Source organism: Stenotrophomonas sp. Marseille-Q5258 (assembly GCF_946900935.1).
Classification (GTDB): Bacteria; Pseudomonadota; Gammaproteobacteria; order Xanthomonadales; family Xanthomonadaceae; genus Stenotrophomonas; species Stenotrophomonas nematodicola.
In genome coordinates, this window is record NZ_CAMPPN010000013.1 from 122,914 (window position 1) to 148,829 (window position 25,916).

6 protein-coding genes are annotated in these 25,916 nt (G+C 70.3%); all 6 read left to right on the top strand.

Annotated features, from left to right (window positions below):
• Window positions 1-53: 53 nt before the first annotated feature.
• Complete coding sequence (locus OC534_RS10640; protein WP_262071766.1) at window positions 54-3,122, top strand: amino acid adenylation domain-containing protein; 3,069 nt, start codon at window positions 54-56, stop codon at window positions 3,120-3,122.
• Window positions 3,115-7,548 (top strand): condensation domain-containing protein, encoded by a 4,434-nt coding sequence (locus OC534_RS10645; RefSeq protein ID WP_262071767.1) that lies wholly within the window; start codon window positions 3,115-3,117, stop codon window positions 7,546-7,548. Before OC534_RS10640 ends, OC534_RS10645 begins: the two co-directional genes overlap by 8 nt.
• Window positions 7,545-8,606: a TauD/TfdA family dioxygenase gene (locus tag OC534_RS10650; protein WP_017357526.1), complete on the top strand. Its 1,062-nt coding sequence runs from the start codon at window positions 7,545-7,547 to the stop codon at window positions 8,604-8,606. The genes OC534_RS10645 and OC534_RS10650 overlap by 4 nt, the downstream gene beginning before the upstream one ends.
• A gap of 1 nt (window position 8,607) precedes the next feature.
• Window positions 8,608-11,652, top strand: coding sequence for a non-ribosomal peptide synthetase (locus tag OC534_RS10655; RefSeq protein ID WP_262071768.1), 3,045 nt, complete (start codon window positions 8,608-8,610; stop codon window positions 11,650-11,652).
• A 104-nt stretch (window positions 11,653-11,756) separates the two neighbouring features.
• The gene (locus tag OC534_RS10660; RefSeq protein ID WP_262071769.1) at window positions 11,757-22,865 is read left to right on the top strand and encodes a non-ribosomal peptide synthetase; all 11,109 of its coding nucleotides are present in this window, start codon (window positions 11,757-11,759) and stop codon (window positions 22,863-22,865) included.
• Window positions 22,862-25,916: amino acid adenylation domain-containing protein (locus tag OC534_RS10665; RefSeq protein WP_262071770.1), on the top strand; the 3,055-nt coding region annotated here is incomplete at its 3' end. The genes OC534_RS10660 and OC534_RS10665, both read left to right, overlap by 4 nt.

Sequence of the window (25,916 nt, forward strand, 5' to 3'; positions counted from 1 at the left end):
TGCAGCACTGTCAGCCAGGAACGCAGTTGGACTTCAAGGGATGAAGGAAAACCATGCTGGAAACTGATGTCGGATATCGTCTGTCACCCCTGCAGCGCCATGCATGGCAGGGACGCGGCACGGGAACGGGGTACAGCGCCGCAGTGTTCGCTCTGGATGCGCCGCTGACGCCGGATGCACTGGCAGCGCGGCTGCAGCGGCTGGCTGCCGAGCTGGAAATCCTGCGGGTCGAACTTGTCCAGGTGGATGGGCTGCGCGAACCGGTGCAGTACGTCCGCGAAACGGCGCGCTGCCATGTGGTCGCAGGCAGGCTGGCGACGGAGGCGGAGGCGGACGTCGACACGCTGGTCGACGCCTGGCTGGACTGCAGCGCGAGCCGGCAGGCGAACCTGGCGGTGGCGCTGCTGGACGCAGCGACCGGCCCTCGGCACCTGCTGCTGCGCGCGCCCACCTGGATCGCCGATGACGCCGCGCTGGCACTGCTCGCGCAGGCGTTGGCCGCGTCCGAGCCGTTCGTGGCCGACACGCAGTACATCGATATCGCCGAGTGGATGCACGACGTCCTGGAAAGCCCGGTCGCCGAAGCCGGGCGCGCGTTCTGGTCCTCGCTCAACGCAGACGCCGCGCACGCGGCACGGCTGCCGTTCGCGCGCCATGCCGCCTCGTCCAGCGTCACCCCGGCGCGGCGGAACTACCGGGTGGAGAGCGGCGTGACCGGTCCGGTCGAACCGGAACTGCAGGCTCTGCTCGCCTGGCACGGCGTGCTCTCCCGATGGTGCGGCGTGGGCGCATTGGACCTGACGCTGTTCGATCACGGCCGCAGGTTTGACGAACTTGCCACGGTGATCGGGCCTGTCGCCCGCGCGATTCCGCTGCGCTGCGATACCTGCGGCCTGACGGCGGCCGACAGCGCGGCGCGGATGGCGGACGCGCTCGCGCAGGCGCGGCGGCATCAGGAGTATTTCGATCCAGCCCTGCCTTTGCCTGTGCACGGATATCAGTGGCGCACGAGCGGCGGCAACGGCGGTGCGCGGTGGCGCGGCGACAGCGGGCTGGCCATCATGCCGGGTCAGCTGGTGCTGCGGGCGGGCATCGACGCGGGCGCGTGGATGCTTGAATTCGTGTTCGATGCCCGCTGCTTCAGTGCGGCCGATATCGACGTGCTGGCAGAGCAGATGCGCAGCGCGCTGCTGCAGGCGCCGCTGGCGGGGTACACCCCGCTGTGCGGGCCTGCGGTCACCCCGGCGCGTCCGGTCAGTGCCGATGCCCTGTTCGATGCATGTGTGGCAGGGTTCCCACATGCGCCGGCGGTCCGGTCCGGGCAGACGGTCCTGGATTACGCGGCGCTGGATCACCAGGTGGGCCGCATCGCCGATGCGCTGCTCGACCTCGGCGTACGGCACGGTGATCGGATCGCGCTGGTGCTGCCGCGCGACGTGGCGTGCATCGCGGCGATGCTGGCCGCGCTCCGCTGTGGCGTTGCCTACGTACCGCTGGACCCGGACGCACCGACGCAGCGGCTTGCCGACATCCTTGCCGAAGCCTCGCCGCGCGTGCTGGTGCATGCCGGCGCGACGGACCGCTGGGCGTCGCTGGACGGCATGGCGACGCTGGATGTCACGCGGTTGCCAGCGCGGGCCGAAGCGGCGGTGCGCCCGTCGCGGATAGCGGTCGATCCCCTGCAGATCGCCTATGTGATCTATACGTCCGGTTCCACCGGCCGACCGAAGGGCGTGGAAGTCAGCCACCAGGCGGTATGCCACTACGTACAGGCCATCGAGCAGCGTCTGGGGCTGGAGGCGTCGGCGTCGCTGAGCGCGCTTTCCACGTGGACCGCCGACCTCGGCTACACGGCGCTGTATGGCGCGCTGCTCACCGGACGCTGTTTCGACATCGTGCCGTCCGACACCGTGCTCGACCCGGCTCGACTGAGCCTGCATCTGGCCCAACATCCGGTGGACTGTCTCAAGATCGTCCCATCCCATCTGGCCGCGCTGCTGGAGGTGCCGGGGGGCGAGGCCGTGCTGCCGCGGCAGTGCCTGGTGCTGGGGGGCGAGGCGGCGGCACCGGCCCTGCTGGCGCGCCTGCGCGAGCGTCGGCCCGACCTGCGGGTCGTCAACCACTACGGCCCGACCGAGACCACGATCGGCGTGGCGACCCATGAGGCGCACGGCGCACCGCATCATGCCGGCCTGCCCATCGGCCGAGCGCTGGGACGCCTGCGGCTGCATGTGCTCGACGCACAGCTGCAGCCCTGTCCGGTCGGCGTGATCGGTGAGCTGTACATCGCCGGTGCCGGCGTGGCGCAGGGCTATCTGTCCCGGCCCGACCTGACCGCCGAACGGTTCCTGCCCGAGCCGGTGTCCGGCGAGGATGCTCCCGGTACGCGCATGTACCGGTCCGGTGACCGTGCCCGCTATTGGCCGAACGGCGCGCTGCAGCTGCTCGGTCGCGCCGATGACCAGGTCAAGATCCGCGGCCATCGCGTTGAACCGGGCGAGGTGGCGGCGGTGCTCGGCCGTCTGCCCGGCGTCGGCGCCGCCGTGGTGGTTGCCCAGGAGGCCGGCGCGGACGCGTGGCTGGCGGCGTATCTGGTGCCCACCGGTGCGGTGCGTCCCGGCGATGCGGCGCTGCTAGCGCAGCTGCACACGTGCCTGCCCGCCCACATGGTGCCGTCGGCGCTGGTGTGGATGCAGCAGTTGCCGGTGACCGCCAACGGCAAGGTGGACCGGCGCGCGCTGCCGCCTGCCAGCCGCCAGCGAGGCAGCGGCCGCGCCGTGGTTGCGCCGCGCACGTCGCGGGAGCACGACATCGCCGCGATCTGGACCGCGCTGCTCGGCGTGGACGAGGTCAGCGTGGAAGACAATTTCTTCGACTGTGGCGGCCACTCGCTGCTGCTGGTGCAGCTGAAGGCACGGCTGGACGCCGCATTTGGCAGGGAGATGCCGATCGTGACCCTGTTCCAGGCCACCACCATCGCCGCCCAGGCGCGCTTCTACGACGCATCGTCGGCACCGGCGACGGGGCAGGGCGCTTCGACGGCCGAGCACGACATGGCCCGCCGTGCGGAGAAGGCGCGCGCGGCGCTGCAGCGCCAACGCGAGGTACGTACCGATGGCTGATACCTCTGTGCCGGCGCAGGCCGTGGCCATCATCGGGATGGCCGGACGGTTCCCGGGCGCGCCCGATACCGACACGTTCTGGGCGGCGATCCGTGACGGTCGGGAGTGCATCGTCGATCTGGACGCCGCTGCGCTGCAGGCGGCCGGCGTGGATGCAGCCACGGCAGCACGCCCCGGCTATGTCCGTCGTGCGGCGGTGATGGCGGCCGTCGAGGACTTCGACGAGGCCTACTTCGGTATCACCCCGGGCGACGCCCAGCTGAAGGACCCGCAGCACAAGGCGCTGCTGGAGTGCTCGGAAACCGCCCTGCAGGATGCCGGCTACGTGGCCGCCACCTATCCGGGGTTGATTGCCATCTACGCCAGCGTGGGCACCAGCGGGTATCTGTACCAGCATCTGCTGGCCTCGCCGGACATCGTGCACAGGGTGGGCGTGCACCCGCTGTACCTGCACAACGAGAAGGACTTCGCGCCCACCTTTGTCTCCTACACCCTCGGGCTGCGCGGCCCCAGCCTCAACGTCAACTGCGGCTGCTCGTCCTCGCTGGCGGCGGTCCACCTGGCCTGCCGCAGCCTGCTTCAGTACGAGACCGACATGGCCCTGGCCGGGGCGGCGTCCATCCTGGCAACGCAGACCAGCGGCTACGCCTACAACGAAGGCGGCATCCTTTCGCCGGACGGGCATTGCCGTCCGTTCGACGCCGCCGCGGCCGGCACGCTGCCCGGCAGCGGTGTCGGCATGGTGGTGCTCAAGCGCCTGGAGGACGCGATCGCCGATGGCGACCACATCCACGCGGTGATCCGTGGCTCGGCGATGAACAATGACGGCCGCGGCAAAATCGGCTTCACCGCGCCGAGCCCGGAAGGGCAGGCACGGGTCATCCGCGAGGCGCTGCTGGTGTCGGCGGTCGATCCGGCCGAGGTGGACTACATCGAAGCGCATGGCACCGGCACCCGGCTGGGCGACCCGATCGAACTGGACGCGCTGCATGCGACCTACGGCGCGGGTGGAACGCAGCCGTGCCACCTTGGCTCGCTGAAGGCCAACATCGGGCACCTCAATGCCGCCTCCGGCGTTGCCGGACTGATCAAGGCGTCGCTGTCGCTGGCGCATGGGCTGATTCCCCCGCAGGTGGGCTTCGTCACCCCGAACCCGGCGCTGCAGCTGAGCGGATCGCGGTTCCGGATTGCAGCCAACCCTGCGCCCTGGCCAACGCGGGCGCGGCCGCGCCGTGCCGGCATCAGTTCCTTCGGCATCGGCGGTACCAACGTCCATGCCGTGCTGGAGCAGGGGCCGCCGCGCGCGCCGGGGCGGGAGGGCGGCATCCACGTGCTGCCCGTGTCGGCGCTGGATGAGGTGGCGTTGGCGCAGTCGAGCGCCGCGTTGGCGGCCCATCTGCAGGCCAACGCCGGCCTGGCGCTGTGCGACGTGGCCCATACCCTGCAGCAGGGGCGGCGGATGTTGCCGCTGCGGCGCGCGGTCGTCGCGCGGACGCTGGAGGACGCCGTTGAGGCCCTGCGGCGGCCGGATGCCGGGACGCGTGTGGCGCAGCCTGGCGCGCGGGTGGCCATGCTGTTCCCTGGCCAGGGCAGCCAGTATCCAGGCATGGCGGCGGCGCTGCATGCCGCCGATCCGGCCTTCCGTGACGCGTTCGATGCCGGCGAACAGCTCCTGCGGCGCCTGCTTCCGCACGACCTGCGCGCGCTGTTGCTGCAGCCGGGCGATGGGGCGGCGGCCGAATGCCTGCGCCAGACCGAGGTGGCGCAACCGGCCATCTTCCTGGTCAGCCATGCGCTTGCCAAGGCATGGCAGGCCCGGGGTCTGGAGGCCGATGCGATGCTCGGGCACAGCCTGGGCGAGTATGTCGCCGCCACCCTGGCCGGGGTCTTCGACCTGGCGGACGCCCTGACGCTGGTCGTGGCGCGTGGGCGCGTCATGCAGGAAACGCCGCAGGGGGCCATGCTCAGCGTCGCGCTTCCCGCCGACGCGCTTGCGCCGCTGTTGCCGCAGGGCGTGACCATTGCGGCCTACAACGCGCCAGGACACTGCGTGGTGGCAGGCACCGCCGCAGACATCGACGCGCTCGACACGCAGCTGGCATCCACCATCGCGCGACGCCGCCTGGTGACCTCGCACGCCTTCCACTCGCCCCTCGTGGAAAGTGCCGTCCCTGCATTCCGGGCGGTGCTGGACTCGGTGCGGATGCGCCCGGCAGTGCGTCCCTTCGTCTCCAACGTCACCGGCGACTGGGTCGATGCCGGGCACTGCGCCCGGTCCGACTACTGGGTGGACCACCTGCGCAGCCCGGTCCGGTTCGACCGCGCCGTACGCACGCTGCTGGCCGGTGGCAGCGACCTGCTGCTCGAAGTCGGCCCTGGCCAGGGGCTGACCTCGCTCGTACGGCACTCGCTGGCCGACGGCGCGCACGCCGCAGTCGCACTGTCCACCCTCGGGCATCCAGCAGCCGTTGGCGACGAGGCGGCGGCGATGGCGCGCGCCCACGCGCAGCTCTGGTGTCACGGTGCCGGTGTGGTCTGGAACGTGCCTCCCGCAGGTGAGCGCCGCCGTGTCCCGCTGCCGACCTATCCGTACCAGCGGCGTCGCCACTGGGTCGAACGCCCAGGCATGGCTGCGCCACCGAAGGCGGCGGTGGTACCGTCCACGCAGGCCGCTGCGCAGCCACGGCACGAGACGGCACCGGTGTCCGGTGATGCACTGGCCTCGCTGCTGCTCACCCTCTGCGCCGAGCGGCTCGGGCGCGCGCAGGCGGGCCCGGCGGACAACTTCTTCGATCTCGGTGGCGATTCCCTGGTGGCGACCCAACTGATCGCGCATCTGCGTGCCGCCACGGGCAGCCGCATCACGCTGGACCAGTTCCTGTCCGCCCCCACGCTGGGCGACGTGGTGGAGCGGGCGCGACAGGCATCGCCGGCGCCGGCCGCGACGCCGCTGCCGGACGTGTCACCACTGGACGCCGCACAACGCACCCGCAAGGTGGCGCTGTCCGCCGCCCAGCAGCGGATGTGGTTCTTTGAACGCCATGAGGGTGGTGCAGGCGCCAACACCATCCTGACCACCGCGCGCCTGAGCGGACGCGTCGATCACGCTGCCCTGTGCGCCGCCTTCGAAGCGCTGGTCGCCGATCATGCTCCGCTGCGCACGGCATTCTTCGAAGAGGACGGCCGTCCCTGGCAGCGCGTGCTGCCGGCAGCCACGGTCGACATCGAACGGGTCACGGTCGCGCAGGGGCCGCTGCAGACCGGGGAGGTCGATCGGATCCTGGGCGACTTCGCCGCCCGGCCGTTCGATCTGGAGCAGGGTGGGTTGATCCGCGTCCTGCTGGTCTCTCTGGGCGAAGACGACCTGGTGCTGGCGGTCGCGCTGCACCATATCGTGGGTGACAGCTGGTCGATGGGCGTGCTGATCGCCGATCTGCAGGCGCACTACCTGCGCAGCATCGGCGCGGCCGACGGCCCGGCCCCTGGCGTACGCTCGCCGGACGCGATCGATGTGGCCGCCTGGCAGCGGTCGCCGCAGTGGCAGGCGATGGCCAGCGGGCAGCTGGCGTACTGGACGCAGACACTGGCGGGGGCGCAGACGCACGCCAGCATCGCCGATCCGGCACGCCGCAGCGTTGAACGCAGTTTCGACGGCAGAGTGGTGACGCGCCAGCTCGATGCATCGCTGGAATCGGCCATCGTCGGGTTCGTGCGTCAGCGCCGGACCACCCGCTTCTCGCTGTACCTGGCGGCCTATGCGCTGCTGCTGGCGCAGGAAAGCGGCGCGGGGGACATCGTGATCGGCACCGATGTCGCCAACCGCACCCGTCCCGAGATGGAAGGCATGATCGGCTTCTTCGTCAACCTGCTCGCGCTGCGCGTGCGGTTGCAGCCCGGCGAACAGGTGGACGCGTACCTGGCGCGCGTCCAGGCGCTGGCGATCGACGGCCACTCCAACCAGGACGTGCCCTTCGACCAGGTCGTGGCCGCGCTGGACCTGCCCCGCGACCGCCGTTTCGCGCCGCTGTTCCAGCATAAGCTGGTGCTGCAGAACGCGCCCGTGCCACCGCTGCAGCTGCCCGGCGTGCAGGTGCTCGCGTGGCCGCATGCGCGCGAGTCGGCCGAGCTGGACATGGTGGTGACCGGTTGGAGCAACGACGCCGGGGCGGGGCTGCGCATCGAGTACAACCGGCTGCTGTTCGACGCCGACGCGGGTGAGCGCTGGCTGGGCAAGCTGTGCCTGCTGCTGCAGCGGCTGGTGGAGCAGACCGGGGTGCCGGTCGATGCGCTGCTGGCCGAGCTGCATGCGGCCGACCAGGCACGCCGGGAACACGATGAACGACTGGCCGCCGGCAGAATCGGCATGGTCAAGCGACGACCAATCAGCGGCAAGGTTGCCGCCCAGGCTGACAGGAGTGAGGCATGACGATGGAACAGGACGCGGCCAGCGGGTTGCGCGGCACGCGCCGGCGTGGGATGAGCGTGTCGGGTGCCGGGCGCGTGACACGGTCGGTGATGCATGCGCAGTCCGGCCTGCCGCTGGTGTTCACCGCCCAGTCGCCCGGGCAGGTCCTCGGCGAGTGGATACAGGCCAACCGCGAGGAACTGGCCGCCCTGCTGCTTGAACACGGCGCACTGCTGTTCCGTGGCTTCGCGGTCGGCACCAGTGCCGCCTTCGAACAATGCATCGTCGCCGGGTCGGGCGCGTCGCTGGAGTACCGGTTCCGCGCCTCGCCGCGCACCACCGTGGCCGGCAACATCTATACGTCCACCGACTATCCCAGCGACCAGTGGATTTTCCCGCACAACGAGCATTCCTACTCGCCGGTCTATCCGCTTCACCTCTACTTTCATTGCGCCCTCCCGTCGTCCACGGGTGGTGCCACGCCGTTTGGATCGACCCGCCGGATCACCGCGGCGATTCCGCCGCACATCGTGGAGGCGTTCGAGCGACGTCAGATCCTGTACGTCCGCAATTATGGCGATGGCTTCGGATTGCCCTGGCCGACCGTGTTCCAGACCGATGACCGTGCCGAGGTCGAGCGCTATTGCGCAGGCGTCGGCATCGAGACCGTGTGGAAGTCCGGCGATCGACTGATGACGCGCCAGATCGGCAACGCGATGGTGCCGCACCCGCAGACCGGCGAGCGGCTCTGGTTCAATCACGCCACCTTCTTCAACGTCAGCACCCTGCCGCCGAGCATCGGCGAGGAGCTGATGCGCACCTTCCCCGCACATGACATGCCGACCAATACCTTCCACGGGGACGGCGGTGATATCGATCCGGACCACCTGACGTGTCTGCGCGACATCTATCGACGCGAGATGACCCGGTTCGACTGGCAGGCCGGCGACGTTGTCTGGTTGGACAACATGCTCGTCGTGCACGGTCGGGAGCCTTTCCAGGGGCAGAGGAGGGTGCTGACGGGCATGGCCCAGGCGCAGCGCGGCATGGCCATTGAAACGACTACTGAGGGGACGTGACATGCAGGACGAACACACCGGGTACAGCCTTTCGGAGCAACAGCGGACCCGCCTGGCAGCACGCCCGGCCGATCATGCCGGGCGCATCGGCGTGCATGCCTGGGCGCTGGGCGCCGGGCTGGATCCCGCGCGCCTGCAGGCGGCAGTAAGCGCGGTGGTCGACCGCCATGAAATCCTGCGGACCGGCTATCCGGTCGTGCAGGGCTTCAGCGAGTCGCTTCAGGTGGTCCTGCCGCAGGCACGGATCGACTGGCTGCCCTCCACGGGAAACCTCGCGGACGACCTGGCGCTGCTGGTCGCGCGCGCCCCCCTGGCCGTCGGGACGCTGGAGGCCATTGCGTCCACCCACGCGCAGGGCGGCCATCTGCTGCTGCGCGGCACCGACCTGCAGTTCGACGCCGTGTCGCTGGCGGTCTTCGCGCGTCATCTGCAGCGTGAACTCGCCGGCGATACCGATGCACGCGAGGACGCCATCGTCCAGCACGCCGACTACGCCGAGTGGCAACAGCAACAGTGGCCCGCCCGGGCCGAGGGCCATGCCGACGTCCACCTGCAGCGGACCCTGCCGTTCGCCCGACCGGCAGCCGGCGCAGGGCGCGAACGTGGCCGCGTCGCGTTGACCGTCCCCGCCGCGCTGGCCACGCAGGTACTGTCTCCGGCGCAGCCGGGTGCCGCGAGGGCGCGCCTGCTGTTTGCCTGGCTGCAGGTCCTGCGCCGGCACCAGGGCGACACTCTGGTCCACGTCGACCTTGAAGCCCCGTCGCGCGTCGCCGAGCTGGACGAGGCGATCGGGCCCTACAGCCAGCGTGTCGCCGTCGGTGTCGAGGTCGATCCTTCCCACGCGCTTGGCCAGGCCCTGGCGCAACTGGAGGCGACGGTCGCCGCCGCCGCTGCCAGCGTGGCCTTCGCGCCGGCGGCATCGGGTGGCCTGGCCGGCTTCCTCCATCGCGTACATGTGGCCGCACCGGTAGACGCCGTGCACCTGGTCGCGTCGCACCCGGCCGACAGCGAGGGCGCGCTGGACCTTGTCTGCGAGCAGTTCGGCGACCGTCTGCAGCTCATGATCCAGTACGACCGCGGGCAGTACGGGGATGCGGATGCTGCCGTGCTGGGCGAACAGTTCCTGGACGCGCTGGACGCGGTGTGCACGTCGGACCTTGAGACGCCGGTGGCCGCGCTGTCGGGACGCGCGGCGGGCACCGCCGCCAGTGCCGTCCTGCACGGGCCGCTGCTGCCGCCCGTCGCCGCCGACCGGCGGGGTCTGGCTGGCCTGTTCCTGCACGCAGCGGCGCAATCGCCGGCGCGTGTCGCACTGGTCCGGGAATCGCAGCAGCTCACGTATGGCGACCTGGAGCGGCGCAGTGCGCAGCTGGCCGCGCACCTGGCCGCGCTGGGGGCCGGGCCGGAGCGCCGGGTCGGCGTCTGCCTGGCCAATCCGCTCGACATGATTGTCGCGATCCTGGCGGTACTGCGCTGCGGGGCAACCTACCTGCCACTCGATGTTGCCTACCCGCAGGCGCGACTGCGCTACATGCTCGCCGATGCCGGCGCCGCGTGGCTGATCGTCGATGACCGCCAGGCGCAGGCGGACCTGTGCGACGGCCTGCCGGTGACATCGCTGGTGTTCGGTGACGCCATGCAGACCCCCGCCGGTCATCCCGGCGTGGATGCGGACCTGCATCCGGAGACCGCCGCGTACATGATCTATACGTCCGGTTCCACCGGACAGCCAAAGGGCGTCTGCGTGCCGCACGCCGCCATCCTCGCGTCCACCGCGGCACGCGGGCTGGGCTATCGCGATCCGCCGCAGTGCTTCCTGCTGCTGTCATCGTTCTCGTTCGACAGCTCCATTGCCGGCATCTTCTGGACCCTCGGGTCCGGCGGCACACTGGTCATGACCACCCCCGAGGTCGTCCACGACATCACCTGCCTGTCCGAGCTTGTCCGCGCCCGCCAGATCACCCACACCCTGATGGTGCCGTCCCTGTACGCCACGCTGCTGTCGTCGGGCGATCCGGCCACCCTGGCCAGCCTGCGCACCGTGATCGTTGCCGGCGAGGCATGTCCGCCGGCGCTGGTGGAGCGTCACCGCGCGCTGCTTCCGGCCACCGCACTGTTCAATGAGTACGGACCCACCGAGACCGCCGTGTGGTGCACGGTCGAGGATCTGGGTGCTGGGGGACCGCGTGTGGGCATCGGGGCTCCGACGGCGGGCACCCGGATCTACCTGCTGGACGGCCACGGCGACGCGGTCCCGGTGGGGGTGGTCGGCGAAGTCCACATCGGGGGCGCGGGCGTGGCACGCGGCTACGCCGGCCGCGCCGATGCCACCGCCGAGCGCTATCTACCCGATCCGTTCGGCACCGGCTCCGGTGCACGCCTCTACCGCAGCGGCGACCTTGCGCGCGCCCTGGCGGACGGGCGCCTGGACTACGTGGGCCGGATCGACGCGCAGGTCAAGATCCGCGGACACCGCATCGAACTGGGCGAAGTGGAGTCGCAGCTTGCGCAGCATCCCGCCGTGGCCCAGTGCGCGGTTGTCGCACGAGGCCAGGCCGGCGAGCAGGTGCTGATCGCCTACTGGAGCGCGCACGCAGATGCGGCGGCCGACGTTCTGCAGCTGCACGACCACATGCGGCACCGGCTGCCGTCGCACATGCTGCCGCAGGACTACCTGCAGATGGACGCGCTGCCGCGGACCGCCAACGGCAAGATCGATCGCGGCGCGCTGCCCGATCCCGATCAGCTGCGGGCAACGTCGGTGCATGTCGCGCCCGAACCCGGCATCGAGACCCGGTTGGCCGCGCTGTGGGAGGCGCTGCTCGGCGTGGAGGGCATCGGCCGCAACGACAACTTCTTCAAACGCGGTGGCCACTCGCTGCTGGCCATGCAGTTGATCTCGCGCATCCGCGACGCGTTCGACGTGGAGGCACGGATCAAGCTGATCTTCGACCACCCCGAGCTGTCGGCGATGGCGGTGCAGCTGCAGGCGCTGATCGAGGAGACCGCCGACGCAGGCCCGGCACTGGATGTGCTGGAGCTGTGAGTGACGCGATCCGCGGCCATGCGCCGCGGAAGGACTGACAAGGCAGGACGCGCGCGGCATGGGGCAGGCGCGGGCCATGCCGGCAAACGGACGCAGGATCAACGATGAACAGGACGTACATTGAGCAGTTGCGCGCGAAGGGCCTGGAACTGGCCGCGCATGGGGATCAACTGCGGATCAGCGCGGCAAAGGGGGTCATCACGCCCGCGCTGGCCAGCGAGCTGAAGGAACGCAAGGCGCAGATCCTGCAGGCGCTTGCGGAAGAGCAGGCCGCGCCGATTCCGTTGTCGTTCCAGCAGCAGCGTCTGTGGTTCCTCGATGAGCTGGGCGGGCAGGACGGCACCTACAACATCTCCACCGCGTTCCGCATCCACGGTCGCATGGACGTGCCCACCTTCCAGAGCGCATTCGCCACCCTGGTGGCGCGCCACGAAGCCTTGCGCACGCGTATCGAGGTGGTCGACGGCGAGGCCGCGCAGATCATCGATCCGGGTCCCGGTTGCGGCCTGGCGGTCCATGCCGCGCCGACGCCGGTGGACGAGCGCGACGCACGCGTCGCCGCGCTGTACCAGCAGCAGGACCAGGTGCGCTTCGCGCTGCGCCAGGGCCCGCTGCACCGTTTCGAACTGCATCGGTTCGCCGAGGACGACCACCTCCTGTTGACCAACGTCCACCACCTGGTGTTCGACGGCTGGTCATCGGCGGTGATGGTCCGCGAACTGGCCGCGCTGTACACGGCCGGCCTGGAGCAGCGCCCCCTCGCACTGCCGCCTCCGGCGCGGCAGTACCGCGACTTCGCGCGTTGGCAGCGTCGCCAGCTGCAGAGCGGGCAGTGGGATGCCCAACTGGCGTATTGGACCCAGGCCCTTGAGGGCATGCCGCCGCTGCTCGATCTTCCGCTGGATCGTCCCCGCCCACTGCAGCGCAGCTCGCGCGGTGCGACCTGTCCGATCCGCTTCGGGGCGGACCTGAGCCAGCGGCTCGCCGCATTCAGCAGTCGCAGCGGCTACAGCCCGTACATGATCGTGCTGGCCGCACTGACCGCCGTACTCGGTCGCCTGTCCAGCCAGGACGACGTGGCGGTGGGCACGATGATCGCCAATCGCAACCACGGCGAGTTCGAGCATACGCTGGGCTTCTTCGCCAACACCCTGGTGCTGCGCACGCGGATTCCCGCCGCGACCACGTTCGCCGATCACCTGGCCGCGACGCGCCGCACCGTGCTTGATGCCTTCGAGCACCAGGATGCACCGTTCGAGCGCATCCTGGACAGCCTGCAGGTGGAGCGCACGCCGGCGTATACCCCGCTGTTCCAGACGATGTTCGTCTGGCAGGGAGCGGTTACCGCTTCTCTCGACCTGCCCGGGCTGCGTTTCGAGGACATCTATCGCGACAGCGGACAGGCGAAGTTCGATCTGACCTTCACGCTCGTGGAGGAGCGTGAGGGGATCAGCGGCGGGTTGCAGTACAACACCGACCTGTTCGACGCCAGCACCGCCGATCGCATGGTGGCGTGCCTGCAGCATGTGCTCGGCCAGGCGATCGATGCGCCGTCGACGGTGCTGGAACAGATCCCGTTGACGCCGGCACCGGCAGCCCTCCGGCCCGTGGCATCGCCCGCGCCGGCAGTGGAAGAGGGGGATATCGCGAGCCGGTTCGAGGCCATGTGCGATGCACATCCCGGCGCGATCGCGATCACCTGCGGCGATGAGAGCATCGCCTACGCGGACCTCGATGCGCGTGCCAATGCGGTGGCGGCGCTGCTTGCCGGGCACGGTATCGGGCGTGGCGATCGCGTCGCGCTGTTCATCGACCGCTCGGTCGATCTGATCGTGGCAATGCTGGCCGTGTGCAAGGCCGGGGCCTGCTATGTTCCGGTCGATCCCAACGGGCCGATCGAGCGCCTGCGGCACATTCTTCGTGATGCCGCCGTGGCCGCCAGCCTGGTGGGTGCCACCGAGCAGGCGCAGTACGCGCGCGTCAATGACGGCAACCCGCTCGCGCCCCGGGTGCTGGACATGGCGGCCAGCCACGGCGCCTCCCGCCGCGAGCGTCCGCGGGTCGCGCTGCGTGCTCAGGACCCGGCCTATGTGATCTACACCTCCGGCTCGACGGGACTGCCAAAAGGCAGCGTGATTCCGCACGGCAACGTGCTGCGCCTGTTCGACGCGACCGCACCCTGGTTCGGTTTCGGGCCGGACGATGCCTGGACGCTGTTCCATTCCAGTGCGTTCGATTTCTCGGTGTGGGAGATCTGGGGAGCCCTGCTGCATGGCGGCCGCCTGGTCATCGTCCCGTACCTTGTCAGCCGCGATCCACACGCATTCCATGCCTTGCTGGTCGATCAGCAGATCACGGTCCTCAATCAGACACCGTCGGCCTTCCTGCAGCTTGCCGAAGCCGATGATGCCGCTGGCGAGGCGCAGCGGCAGGCGCTGGCGCTGCGCTGGGTGGTGTTCGGCGGCGAGGCGCTCACGCTGCCTGCGCTGGCGCCGTGGTTTGCCCGGCGTCATGGCGCGGGGCCGCGCCTGGTCAACATGTACGGCATCACCGAGACGACGGTGCACGTGACCTACCGGGAGATTGTCCAGGACGATACCCGTCAGCCGCGCAGTCTGATCGGTGACCCGATCCCCGACCTGAGCCTGCACCTGCTGGATGCCGACCTGCAGCCGGTACCGACCGGCGTGCTCGGCGAACTGCATGTCGGCGGCGCAGGCCTCGCGCAGTGCTACCTCGGCCAGCCGGCCCTGACCGCGCAGCGCTTCGTGCCCGATCCGTTCGGTGCAGGCGGCGCACGCCTGTACCGCACCGGTGATCTGGCCCGCATCGGCAACGACGGGCAGCTGGAGTACGTGGGGAGACGCGACGCGCAGGTCAAGCTGCGTGGCTTCCGGATCGAGCTGGGCGAGGTGGAACATGCCGTGGCGGCGCTGCCCGGCGTCGCCAACGCACTGGTGCAGCTGCGCGACGTGTCCGACATCGGCAAGCGTCTGGTCGCCTACATCGTGCCGGATCCGGCGGTCGCGCTGCAGGACGCGTCCGCGTTGCGCGAGGCGTTGCTGGCCCGCCTGCCCGAGCACATGGTGCCGACGGTATTCATGCCGCTCGCGCGGTTCCCGCTCACCGCCAATGGCAAGATCGACGTGGCGATGCTGCCACCTCCGGCACTCGCCGTGGCGGATCGACGTGGCGCGGTCGCGCCGCGCGACGCCGCCGAGGCCGCGTTGCTGGCCGTCTGGCAGACGGCACTTGGTCGTGACGACATCGGCGTGGACGACAACTACTTTGCTCTCGGCGGCGATTCGATCCGCAGCATCCGCCTCATCGCGCAGGCCCGGGCCAGGGGCATCACCTTCAGTGTGGCGCAGTTGTTCGCGGCGCAGACCGTGGCGGCCCTGGCCCGGCTGGCCACGTTCGATGCATCTGCCGGCCCGCTGACGCCGACGCTGGCTGCATTCGCGCTGCTGGAGGCCGATGAGCGCGTGGCACTGCCGGGCGACGTCGTCGATGCGTACCCGCTTGCCGCACTGCAGGCCGGCATGATCCACCATTCGCTGCTCGACCCGGGACAGGGCCACTACCACAACGTTTCCAGCCTGGCAGTGCGCGGTTGTCCAATGGACGCGGCGACCTTCCAGGCGGCGCTGGCGGCCGTCGCCTCGCGGCATCCCATCCTGCGCACCTCCTTCAGCATGGACGGCACCGGCCGTCCGCTGCAGCGGGTGCACGCCGATGTCGGGGTGGCCTTCGACTGCATCGATCTGCGTGGATCGAGCGCGGCAGCGCAGGCGGACGCCATCGACGCGCTGATCGCGGCGCAGAAGCAGACGCCGTTCGACCTGGAGCAGGCACCGCTGTACCGGATCTTCATCCAGCTCACGGCCCCGGACGCGTTCCAGATCACCTGGGTGGACCATCACGCCATTCTGGATGGATGGAGCGTGGCCTCGTTCTTTACCGAGCTGTTCGACACCTACTTCCGCTTGCGCCGCGGCGCGCCCGTCGCATCGACGCCGCTGCACAGCCAGTACCGCGATTTCGTGGCGGCCGAGGGTGCTGCCCTGGCAGACCCGCACACGCGCGCATACTGGGCCGGCGTGCTGGACAGCGCCCCGTTCCTGGCGCTGCCACGCACCGCCGGTGCGGGCGACACTGCCGCCACCGCCGGGTTCCGTTGCGAGGTCGCCTTGCCCGACGGTCACGCCGATCGGCTGCGTGCGCTGGCGCGCGACGCCGGCGTGCCCCTGCGGACCGTGCTGCTGGCCGTGCACATGAAAGTGCTGTCGATGCTGGGAACGCAGCAGGACGTGGTCAGTGGCGTGGTGTCCAATGGCCGCCTCGAGCACGAGGACGGCGATCGCTGCCTGGGACTGTTCCTCAACACCCTTCCGCTGCGGATGTCGCTGCCGGGTGGCGCGAGCTGGCGTCAGCTGCTGGCCGGAACCTTCGCTGCCGAGCAGGGATTGCTGGCCAACCGGCGTTTCCCGTTGTCCGAACTGCAGCGGATGAACAGGGGGGAGCCGTTGTTCGAGGTCGCCTTCAATTTCATCAGCTTCCACGTGCTGCGCCAGATGGACGATGCCCTGCCGCAGGGGTTCGAGGTGGAGCAGCGTGAACAGTTCCAGCGCAACAGCTTCGCGCTGATGTGCGGGTTCCGCGAGGACCCCGGAAGCGGCATGGTGGGGCTGGACCTGCAGTTCGATCCGCACCGTCTGTCACGTCTGGATGTGGAGCGCGCGGGCCGCTGTTACCGGGCCGTGCTCGAGGCCATGCTGGCGTGTCCGGGGCAGGCCCACGACGCGGCGGCGTGGCTGGACCCGATGGACCGAGACTGGCTGCAGGGCGTGGCCGAGGTCGGCACGCTGCCGGCGGCCCCGGTATCGGTGGACGTGCGCGTGCAGCGCCAAGCCCGGCTCACGCCGGCCGTGGTCGCCATCGAAGCGGCAGGCGTGCAGGTGTCGTACGGGCAGTTGGACGCGGCCGTGTCGCACCTGGCCCGCCAGCTCCGTGAGCGCGGCATCGGCGACGGTGACCGGGTTGCGGTGTGCATGCAGCGCGACGCCGGCCTGGTGATCGCGTTGCTGGCCATCCTGCGGACCGGTGCAGCCTACGTCCCGATGGATCCGGGCTACCCGATCGAGCGGTTGCAGTACATCGCCCGTGACGCAGCGCCGGCCCTCCTGCTGGCAACGCCCGGCACGGATGCGGCGCTGGCGGCGTGCGTGCCGGCGGTCATGGACGTGACGGCAACCGGGCTTCTGGCCCACGCCGCCACCGATATGCCGGCCATGACGCGCCACGCTGCCGGGCTCAACCATCTGATCTATACGTCCGGTTCCACCGGCGTGCCGAAGGGCGTCGCCATTACGCGCGGGGCGACGGCGGCCATGCTGGACTGGGCCGTGCAGACCTTCACGGCGACGGGGCTGCAGCGCACCCTCGCCAGCACGTCGATCTGCTTCGACCTGTCGGTGTTCGAGCTGTTCGCGCCGCTGTCCTGCGGCGGCTGCGTGGTGCTGGTGGACACCATCCTGGACCTCGTTCATACCGATGTCGGTGCATTGACCCTGGTCAACACCGTGCCGTCGGCGCTCGGTGCGATACTGGAGGCGGGACGTCTGCCGCGCGTGGATATCATCAACGTCGCCGGCGAGCCGCTGCCGCGTCCGCTGGTCGACAAGGCCTACGCCCATCCCGGCGTGCAGGCGGTGTTCAATCTGTATGGTCCTTCCGAGGACACCACCTATTCCACCGCCGCCCGCGTGCCGGCGGGCACGGGCTGCAAGCCCAGCATCGGCGTACCGCTTCCGGGCACGCAGGCGCATGTGCTCGACAGCGCGCTGAACAGGGTCCCGCCGGGCGCCATCGGCGAGCTCTACCTGAGCGGGGCCGGGCTTGCGCGCGGGTATCACGACCGCGCGGCGATGACCGCCGAGCGTTTCCTGCCCTGTCCGGCGGGCGCAGGAGCGGGTGGGCGCATGTACCGCACCGGCGACATCGTCCGGTTCCTGCCCTCGGGCGAACTGGAGTACCTGGGGCGCAGCGATCACCAGGTCAAGCTGCGCGGGTTCCGGATCGAGCTGGGCGAGATCGAGCACGCACTGGCGATGCTGCCCGGGGTCCAGGCAAGCGCGGTCCTGGCCGACGACCCGGCCGATGCACAGCGTCGGCTCGTGGCGTATGCGCAGGTGGACGGCGACGGCGTGTCCGAAGCCAGCCTGCTGGCAGCCTTGCGCGCCCGGTTGCCGGAATTCATGGTGCCGTCGCGCGTGGTGCTGCTGCCGGCCCTGCCGATGACGCCGAACGGCAAGATCGACCGCAAGGCGTTGCCTGCCCTCGGCGTGGCGAGCGGGGAGGCGGCTGCGGCGACTGCGGTGGCGCCGCCGCGGCCGGGCACCGAAGCACTGATCGCCGAGGTGTGGAGCGGGGTGCTGGGCTGCGCGGTGGACGACCGCCATGCCGGGTTCTATGCGCTGGGAGGCGACTCCATTCTGGGTATCCAGGTGGTCGCCCGCATGCGGCGGCTGGGTTACGACCTCACGCCCCGCCTGCTGTTCGAACGCCAGACGCCTGCGGCCTTGGCAGCGTGCATCCGTCGGACCGACACGCAGGCGATGCACTGCGAGCAGGGGCCGGTCACCGGCACGGTCGAGGTCTCGCCGGTGCAGCACTGGTTTGTCGATCAGGCCCTGGCGCATTGGCAGCACTGGAATCAGGCGGTCGTGTTCGACGTGCGGCCCGACCTCGACGCCGCACGGCTGCGCCAGGCGCTTGGCCTGGTGATGGCACACCACGACATGCTGCGGGCCAGCCTGGTACCCGACGGTGACGCAACGCGGCAATGGATCGGGACGGCCGGCAGCGAGCCTGTCCTCGAGGAGGTGGTCATCGATCCCCCGGGCAGTCCGCAGGGGGATGCGCAGTGGCTGGCAACGGCGGACGCGCTCCAGGCCTCGCTGCAGCCGGCCCAGGGCCGGGTCATGGCCGGCGCATGGGTCCACTGCGATGGCGGGCCTGCCCGTCTGCTGCTGGTGGCGCACCATCTTGTCGTGGACGCCGTGTCCTGGCGCGTGCTGATCGAAGACCTCGAAACCGCCTGCGCCGCCGTGGCACAGGGCAGTTCGGCCGTGTTCCCGGCAAAAACCACCGCGTACCCCTACTGGACCCAACGGTTGCTGGGCGACCTGCGTGCGGGACGCTGGAACGCCGAACGCAGCTACTGGCAGTCGGTGCTGGACACCGCCGCGCCTGCGCTGCCCCGGCAGCGGGGCGGCGTCAATGACGTCCGCTCGGCGCGCAACATCAGCGTGGCGCTGGATGCCGGGGAAACCGAGCGGCTGCTGCGTACGGTGCCGGCCGCGTATCAGACCGAAATCAACGACGTCCTGCTGCTCGCGCTTGCCCACGCGCTTCGTGCGTGGACCGGCCAGCACAGCATCGCGCTGACCCTGGAAGGGCACGGCCGTGAGGACCTGTTCGACGACGTCGACCTGTCCCGCACCGTCGGATGGTTCACCTCGATGTATCCGGTCAGCCTGGTGCTGGAGCACGGCGCCGACCTGGCGGCCGACCTCAAGGCAGTGAAGGAACAGCTGCGGCGCATTCCCGGCAAGGGCATCGGGTTCGGGATGCTGCGCCACCCCGCCGCAGGCGCGGAACGTCTGCCGCGCTCCGGGGCACATGCCGACATCGGGTTCAACTACCTGGGCCAGTTCGACGCCGGTACACCCGCCAGCGCGGACCGCTGGCTGCGTCCGGCAGACGCGCCGACCGGCGCGCTGCATGCGCCGGGACAGGACCGCGCGCACCTGCTGGACATCACCGCAGCCGTCACCGGTCGACGCTTCGGAGTGAACTGGACGTACTCGGAGAACATCCACGACCGTGCGGCCATCGAGGCGCTGGCCGATGCCTTCATGGTCAGCCTGCGCGCCATCATCACGCATTGCAGCAGCCCCGGACGCTGGGGCCGGACGCCCTCGGACTACCCGCTGGCAGGGCTCGATCAGGTCACCCTGGACGGCGTGCTGGAGGCGTACCCCGACGGAGTGGAGGACATCTACCCGGCCACGCCGCTGCAGCAGGGCCTGATCCACCATTCCCTGCTTGATCCGGACGGGGGGACCTACCTGATCCAGATGGATTTCAGCCTGCCGGACGCGCTGGATGTCGACCGGCTGGTGGCGGCCTGGCAGCGGGTGCTGGCCGGGCACGCGATCCTGCGCACCGCGTTCGTGCAGCTTGCCGACAGCCGCCTGCTGCAGGTGGTCCAGCCCGCCCCGGCGCTGCCCGTGCAGCGGTTGGACTGGCGCGCCCGGCAGAACGATGCGGAGGCCGCGTGGCAACAACTGCAGGCACGCGACCGCGCCGTCGGTTTCGACTTCGCGGTGGCGCCGCTGCTGCGCCTGCATATCGCGCAGATGCCCGATCACGCACATCGCCTCCTGCTGACCTACCATCACGCGCTGTTGGACGGGTGGTCCATTCCGCTGCTGCTGGAGCGGGTGCACGCCGCGTACGCGCGTGCGGCGGATGGCCAGGCCAACGCTGTGCCGGAAATGCCCGGCAGGCCGTTCCGCGACTACGTCCAGTGGCTTGCCGAGCGACCGGTGGAGACGGCGGAGCGCTACTGGCGCGACCACCTGGACGGCTTCAGCCAGGCAACGACCATCCTGCAGGGCGCCGCCAGCGAAGGGCTGGGCAGCGCGTGCCAGCGTCTGGTCGTATCGCCGGCGCTGCATGCGGCGATCGACGCGCTGGCGCGCCGCCAGGGCACGACCCAGAGCAGCGTGCTGCAACTGGCCTGGGCGCGGGTGGTGTCCCGCTACAGCGGCCGCCACGACGTGGTGTTCGGTGTCACCGGTGCCGGGCGACCGCCGGAGATGGCCGATATCGAAGCGTCCGTGGGCGTGTTCATCAACACCGTTCCCGCGCGGTTCCGGCTGGCGGCGAACGCGCGCGTCGGCGATCTGCTGCGCGAGTGCCACGCGCAGCAGGTGCAGCGCGACGAACATGCGTTCCTGCCGCTGTCGCGCATCCAGGCCCTGTCGGACATCCGCGCGGATACGCCGCTGTTCGAGTCACTGCTGGTCTTCGAGAACTATCCGGTGGCCAACGGCGATGGCGATGCCGACCCGACGTCGGACAGCCTGCAGGCATCGCTGCTCGGCTCGCAGGAGCGCTCCAACTATCCGCTGAGCCTGTGTATCGTGCCGACGGCCGATAGTCTGGTCGTCAACCTCAACCATGACCTGGCCCGCTACCCGGTCAGCCAGGCACGCGCCATGCTCCAGCACTTCGAGCAGGCACTGCAGGGCATCGTCGATCACGTCGATGCGCCGCTGGGTCGCCTGCCGACCCTGCTGGCCGACCAGGCAGCCGCGCTCCGCCAATGGAGCGCGGCTGCGTCGGCAGCGCTGCCGACGCGTTCGCTGCTGCAGCAGCATGCCGACATCGTCGCCCGGCATGGTGGGCGGACCGCCGTGGTCGACGCGGAGGGCAGCATCGACCACGCTGCGCTGGATGCGCGCGCGTCGGACTGGTGCGGCTACCTGCTCGGTGCGGGTGTACGACCCGGCGATATCGTGGGCGTCCACCTGCCACGCGGGCGCGAGCTGGTCGCGGTCATGCTCGGTCTGTTCAAGGCAGGGGCGGTGTATCTGCCGCTGGACCCCGCCCAGCCGGCCGAACGCCTGCGCTGGATCCTGCAGGACGCCGCGCCGGGTTGGGTGGTGTGTCCGTCGGCCGAGGCCGGTGCCGCGGTGCTGGCCGGGCAGGCGGTACTGACCCCCGACGGCCTGACCGGCATCAGCCGTGCCGGCGGGGCGGCCGGATGCGCGGCGCCGTCGCTCGATGCGCCGGCCTACATCATCTACACCTCCGGTTCGACCGGGCACCCGAAGGGCTCGCTGTCGACCCATCGCGGCCTGGGCAACGTGGCGGCGAGCCAGGCGCGCGCGTTCGAACTGGGCGTGGAGGACCGTCTGCTGCAGTTCGCGGCATCCGGTTTTGATGCGTCGTTGTGGGAGATCGCCATCGCGCTGTCCTGCGGCGGCGAACTACACGTCGTGGACGATACCGGCAAGCAGCTCGGCGACGGATTCGACCGGTTCCTGCAGCGGGCCCGCCCGACCTGGGCAACGCTGCCGCCGTCCGTCCTGCGGCACCTGCAGCCGGACCAGTTCCCATACCTCAGAACGCTGGTCTCGGCCGGTGAAGCGTGCGATGCGGACATCGTGCGGCGCTGGTCGGCGGGGCGGCAGTTCCACAACGCCTACGGTCCCAGCGAGGCCAGCATCTGCGCCACGCGTACCGCCGTTCGCGACGCTGCGGTATCGCCCGGTATCGGCTACCCCATCGAAGGGACGTACGCCCGGGTGCTCGACGCCAACCTCGATGACGTCGTGCCGGGTGTTGTCGGTGAACTGTGGGTGGGGGGCATCGGGCTTGGCCAGGGCTATCTGGGCCGGCCGGACCTGACCGCGGCCGCCTTCCGCCCTGATCCGGCGTCCACCGTCCCCGGGGCACGCCTGTACCGTACCGGCGACCTGGCCCGGCATCGCGCCGACGGCTGCCTGACCTTCCTCGGCCGCATCGACCACCAGGTCAAGATCCGTGGATTCCGTGTCGAAACCGGCGAAGTCGAGGCGGCTCTGTTGTCTCTTGACGCCGTGCTGGATGCGGCCGTGCTGGTCGCCGTGGACGGGCAGGGCACGCCGTGCCTGCACGCCTGCATTGCGACCGGGTCCACCGATACGCCCGCGTCGCTGCGCGACCGTCTGCGCCAGGCGCTTCGCAGCACGCTGCCCGATTACATGGTGCCGGCCCGTTTCAGCTTCCTCGCCCAGCTCCCCCTGACCGTCAATGGCAAGGTGGATCGGGTCACGCTGGCTGCGCTGGAGCCCGCCGTTGCCGACGCGCCATCCGGCGCGCTGGCGTCGGACACCGAACGCACCCTGGCCCGGATCTGGTCGGCCGTGATCGGCGGCAGCGTTGGCCGCGACAGCGACTTCTTCGACATCGGCGGCAACTCGCTGTCTGCCATGCAGGTCATCCGGGACGTGCGAGATGCGCTCTGGCAGGGCGCCCGCATCGAGGACCTCTACCGCAATCCGCGCCTGTCCGACCTGGCGCGCCACATCGATACGCTGCAGTGGCTCACGGCGGACGCGACCGCCCCGTCGGAAGCCACGTTCGAGGACCTGCTATGACGATCATCCCGAGCCTGCTGGAGCAGCTCCGCCAGCTGGATGCGCGGCTCACCGTGCAGGACGGCAACCTGCGCATCCAGTCCCCGCGCGGCCCGTTGCCGCCGGTGCTGCGCGAGCAGCTGGTCGCGCACAAGCAGGAACTGATCGTTGCCCTTGGCGGTGGCGGCAGCGCGGCCGGGGACGCAGACACGGGTGCGGCCATCGTGCCGGTGGATCGCTCCGGGCCGGTGCCGCTGTCGTTCGCCCAGCAGCGGCTGTGGACGCTGGACCAGCTGGGTGCGGACGGGGCGACGTACGCGATCCACATGGGCCTGCGGTTGTACGGGGCCGTCGACATCGCGGCGATGGAATCGGCGCTGGATACCCTGGTCCACCGCCACGACATCCTGCGCAGTCGCTACGTTGCCATCGATGGCCAGCCGATGCAGGTGGTCGATGCGTCCGCTGGCTGCCCGTTCGACGCCATCGCGATCGACGCGGCGGACCTGGATGCCCGTCTCGCGCAGCATGCCGCGCTGCCGTTCGACCTTGCCGCCGGCCCGCTGTTCTCGGCCGTGCTGTTCACCTTGGGCGCGCAGGAGCACGTACTGTCGCTGCGCATGCATCACATCGTCGCCGATGGCTGGTCGGCGGGCATTCTCCTGCGCGAACTCACCCACGCGTATCACGCGCATGCGGCCGCGACGCCGCCGGTGCTGCCGGTGCTTCCCGTCCAGTACGGCGACTTCGCCGTCTGGCAGCGCGGGCAGGTCGATGCCGCGCGGTTGGCCGCCCAGCTGGACTACTGGCGCGGTCATCTTGCCGGTGCGCCGGACGGGCTGGATCTGCCGACCGACAGCCAACGCGGCCCGCTGCAGACCTATGCGGGCGACCTGTGCGCGCATCCGCTTTCCGCCGCGCTGGGGCCGGCGGTGATCCAGCTGGCGCGGTCCCACGGGTGTACGCCGTATGTGGTGCTGATCGCTGCCTTCGCGGTCCTGCTGGCGCGGCTGGCGCGGCAGGACGACGTTGTGATCGGAGTGCCCCTGGCGGGTCGCGAGCGGCGTGAACTGTCGGGATTGGTCGGTTACTTCGTCAATACCCAGGCGCTGCGCTTCGCGCTGGACATGCACGAACCGTTCGAGGCCGTGCTGCGCCGCGCCGTCCGCACCGTGGCCGATGCGCAGGCCAACCAGGATGTCCCCTTTGAACAGGTTGTGGACGCGCTCCAGGTGAGCCGGAGGCCGGGCCAGACGCCGCTGTTCCAGGTCATGTTCGACCTGGAAGCCGGCGCCGATCCGGCCGAGCCCCCGCCCGGGGACACGGCACTGCGCGTGGAGCCGGTGCGCAGTCCGCACACGGTGGCCAAGTTCGACCTGACGTTGAACATGGTCCAGCGTGGCAGCGCGTTCTCCGCGCAGCTGGAATACAACACCGACCTGTTCCAGGCGAACACCATCGCCGGATGGGTCCAGGCATTCGACACCCTGCTGGAGGCGGCCGTCGCGGCGCCAACCACCGCGCTGGTGGATCTGCCGCTGCAGTCGCCCGCGCGGGTGGCGCAGCGTGTGCAGGCCAGCGAGGGGCCGCGGCGCCTGCTGCAGGGCGACGTGGTCGCCCGCTTCCGCGCGCGCGCAGCGGCATGCCCCGATGCGGTGGCGCTGGACGGTCCGGCGGGCCAGTGGACCTACGCCGAGCTGGAGCGCCGCAGCGCGCACCTTGCCACCCGCCTCGCCGCCGCGGGCCTGGCGCCGGGTGCCTGCATCGCCCTGAGCTTCCAGCGCAGCCTCGAACAGGTCGCGGCGGCACTGGCCGTGCTGCGCGCAGGCCTGTGCTATGTCCCGCTGGACCCGGCCCTGCCGGCGGAGCGCGCGGCGTTCGTCGTCGAGGACAGTGGGTCTGTCCTGCTTCTGACCCACGCCGGGCTGCACCCGGATGCGCGGCTGCCGACGTGGCGGCTGGACGGACCCTGGTGGGAAGGCGCGGCGGCGGGCGCAGCCATCGACCTTCCGCTGCATCCGTTGCAGTCGGCCTATGTCATCTACACGTCCGGTTCGACGGGGCGGCCCAAGGGCGTGCGGATCGGGCATCACGCACTGCTCAACCATGCCGAGGCGATGGCGGCGCTGTTCGAGCTCTCGCCACAGGACAGGGCGCTGCAGTTCAGCACCTTCAGTTTCGATATGGCCGTGGAAGAAATCTTCCCGACCTTGCTGGCCGGCGCGACCCTGGTTCTGTACGACGACCGGATGGGCCTGGACGTGGAGGCCTTCGAAGGCTATCTGTCGCGCGAGCGGATCACCATTGCCAATCTGCCGACCGCGTACTGGCACCTGTGGACCCATGCACTGCACGGTGCCGGTGCCGCGCTGCCGGCACTTCGGCTGGTGATCGTCGGTGGCGAAGCGCCGGCCTTCGAGTGCCTGCAGCGCTGGCGTCGGTGTCGCCCGTCGGTGCGGTGGCTGAACACCTATGGGCCGACCGAAACCACGGTATCGGCGAGCTGGTGGGAAGGCAGTTCCAGCGATCTGGATCTGCTGCACAGCCGGATCCTGCCGATCGGCGTGGCGCTGCCCAACAGCGCGCTTCGGGTACTCGATGCAGCGCTGCAGCCGGTCCTTCCCGGCACGCTGGGCGAGCTGCATGTCAGCGGCGTCAACCTCGCGCTCGGTTACGTGGGCCAGCCGGCCCTGACGGCGCTGGCCTTCGTGCCGGATCCGCATGCCGGCGAACCGGGCGCGCGCATGTACCGCACCGGCGACCTGGTGCGGTACGGCGCCGACGGACAGCTGGACTACGTGGGCCGTGCCGACCACCAGGTCAAGGTGCGCGGCTTCCGCATCGAGCTGGGCGAAGTCGAGATCGGCCTGCGTGGTTGTGCCGGCGTACGCGATGCGGTGGTGGTGGCACGGCCCGATGCGGCCGGTGGCTATCGCCTGGATGGGTATGTGGCCGGTGACGCCGTGCAGGCCGAGGCGCTGCGCGAGCAGCTGGCCACGCGACTGCCGGCGTACATGGTGCCGGCCCGGCTGTGCGTGCTCGACGCCCTGCCGCTGACCCCCAACGGCAAGG